We start from the raw sequence: 1,431 nt of genomic DNA, 5'->3' as shown, positions 1-1,431 counted from the left end.
AATCATACCGCTCCGGAAGAACGGGCGCCCTTGGAAGGAAGACTGCCCGGCAGTGACGGCGCGGAACGAGACGCTGCGCGCCACGAAACACTCCGGCCGGGCGTTCTGGAAGCACTGGACCGGATACCACACCAGGAGCCGCCTGGAGAGCTTGCGTAGCGAAGGCCTTTAAAGCGAATGCCGTCGCGCGGCACGATCCTAGGCTGGGCGTGCTGGACCAGGAGCAGGTCATGCTCCTCCAGCATGGGGCAGCCGTGCCTTGCTCCCGTACCGGCACGATACTCCGGAACATTGGTCGTCGCGCTTCATGAAGTACTTCCAAACCTCCTGCTCGTGCTGTCTGCTCCTCAGGGGCATTGTGGTCGGGTTGATCTTTGGCATCCGCGTTGGGTTGACACCCGCCGCGCACTTCTGAGATGACGGCGTCGGCCGCAAAGGCTGATACTTAAAACGATCCACACGATCAGCCCAGGTGGTTATGTACAGTTTCTGGGGATAGATGCAGGGTTTACGAGGTTTCTGCCCGAAGTCTCAAGCCGCTACAGAAGCTGTCGGAGGAACCGTTACAGAACACCAAGATCAAAGCTGGTTGCGAGCAAGCGGCACAACGGATCTCATATACCACCTCAACCGCCATGAAAACTGGTCTCCTGGCAAGATTTCGCCGTTTCTTCGAATGAACCATAGGGCGATCTATGGTCAACATCTGCGAGTGTGCTATTCGTCGGCTGTCACAGGAGCTGAATGGCTCTCGGCGGATAGGGGTCCTCTCGATTTTTGGATTGGACCAAAACTTCGTTGGCGGCATTTGGCGATGCCGCCTGCCCTCCAGGAGTAAGCGGATGATTGCAGCCAATCTGGCCTTCGCCCTTGTGATTGCCCTCGGCGTCAAGGTGCTGTTCCTGCTCAGCGGATATGCGTTTTGGGAATGCCTCACTGCATACGCTCTCTGCGGCGCTTTCTCGATGCTGGCATTGTCATGGGCGACGTTCGCAAGAGCGCCCCTTCATATAAACCGACAGTCATGACGGACGGGCTTCCTGCCTGACTCTTGACCGGTGACATTGTCGAACATGACCCAAGCTGTCACATCCCACGTGATTGCAGGGCCGCTTCTTGAAGAGCTCCGGTCTTTGTTTCTGCCAGTCCTTGAGCGCGTCGATGGGCGTTTGCCCCTTCAGCACTGATTGCGGGAGCTGACCGTTGTAGAGGCGGACATATCGCAAGACTGTCTGCTCCAGATCTTCGCCGCTGTTGAAGTGGTGGCTTTGCAAGACGTCCTCGATCCGGCCGTTGAAGCGCTCAACCTAGACCTGTCCCGGTTCCGTTCCGGTCTCGTGCTCATGTTAGGTGGCCTTGTTTTCGAAGGCCACGGGTGATTTCCAGCCCAATGCAGAGTGTCGGCGCCGCGGGTTGTAGAAGCCGTTGATG

Annotated in this window: 1 protein-coding gene and 2 pseudogenes; 2 read left to right on the top strand and 1 reads right to left on the bottom strand. The window is 57.7% G+C overall.

Annotated features, from left to right (window positions below; genetic code table 11):
- Together OC184_RS20670 and OC184_RS20130 are read left to right on the top strand one after the other, a co-directional pair.
- Positions 1 to 151, top strand: a pseudogene (locus OC184_RS20670) (IS5/IS1182 family transposase); the annotation flags it as partial.
- 691 nt (positions 152 to 842) lie between these two features.
- The gene (locus OC184_RS20130) at positions 843 to 1,028 is read left to right on the top strand and encodes a hypothetical protein (RefSeq protein ID WP_265508948.1); all 186 of its coding nucleotides are present in this window, start codon (positions 843 to 845) and stop codon (positions 1,026 to 1,028) included.
- A gap of 57 nt (positions 1,029 to 1,085) precedes the next feature.
- Here the strand turns inward: OC184_RS20130 and OC184_RS20125 are convergent.
- A pseudogene (locus OC184_RS20125) lies at positions 1,086 to 1,307 on the bottom strand (integrase core domain-containing protein); the annotation flags it as partial.
- Positions 1,308 to 1,431 lie beyond the last annotated feature (124 nt).

Source organism: Paracoccus rhizosphaerae (assembly GCF_026162645.1).
Lineage (GTDB): Bacteria > Pseudomonadota > Alphaproteobacteria > Rhodobacterales > Rhodobacteraceae > Paracoccus > Paracoccus rhizosphaerae.
Note: the sequence above shows the minus strand (reverse complement) of the source record. Positions and strands in the feature narration are given on the sequence as shown.

Excerpts from the sequence above, each read along its gene's own strand:
- OC184_RS20130 (WP_265508948.1), top strand. The coding sequence starts at position 843 with ATGATTGCAGCCAATCTGGCCTTCGCCCTTGTGATTGCCCTCGGCGTC.